Consider the following 624-nt stretch of genomic DNA (forward strand, 5'->3'; position numbering starts at 1 on the left):
CGTAAGGAGAGTCAGTGTATACTTCGCTCTCAGGTGGTAAATGAGCGTGGTAATGCATTTAATGCACGCACATCGCTTGCGCTACCAGGTAAAAATACAAACTCTACCGGAATACCAGTTTTCGTAGTTAGCAACTGTACTTTGACTCCACCATAAAAATAGCGTTTTTTAGAAGCAATATAACCTCTAAATTGTTCCGAGCGGATTAATCTAACGTTAAAAATCCGACACGGTGTGTACTGTAATTTCCTTTTTCTCCTCTTGTTTGAACTCCATCAATGACGGCATAGGCAAGGTCTAACTCGTCGTCAAAACTTTTAGAAGCTAGTTCATCTTTTTTCAGGTGTTGCCATTCCAATTCAATGTTACCTTGATAGACACATTGTACGTATTTACTTATCTTTACACAGTTTGGTTTTTTCACCTCGTTCTACTTATCAAAAGACCTTTTAACCTATTCCCTATTTCCTATTCCCTATTTTCAACTCAGGTTGTTAAGGCTTTTGAAACTGGAATTCGCTCCATTGTGATTCAGCTACAGTTTGACCACCAGGAGCGATCGCCTGCACTCGCCAGCGCAAAGTCTGTCCAGTTTTTTCCTGAAGCCAAGGAGGAGCTGTATAG

Annotated in this window: 1 protein-coding gene and 1 pseudogene; both read right to left on the reverse strand. The window is 40.5% G+C overall.

Annotated elements, in window-relative coordinates; all coding sequences use genetic code 11:
- Nucleotides 1-227 (reverse strand): annotated as a pseudogene (locus AC5590_RS08765) (IS982 family transposase); the annotation flags it as partial.
- Entirely contained in the window at nt 206-424 is a 219-nt protein-coding gene (locus tag AC5590_RS08770) for a hypothetical protein (RefSeq protein ID WP_211178826.1), read from the reverse strand. The pseudogene AC5590_RS08765 and the gene AC5590_RS08770, both read right to left, overlap by 22 nt.
- Nucleotides 425-624: the final 200 nt, after the last annotated feature.

This window comes from Brasilonema octagenarum UFV-OR1 (assembly GCF_963888615.1).
Taxonomy (GTDB): domain Bacteria; phylum Cyanobacteriota; class Cyanobacteriia; order Cyanobacteriales; family Nostocaceae; genus Brasilonema; species Brasilonema sennae.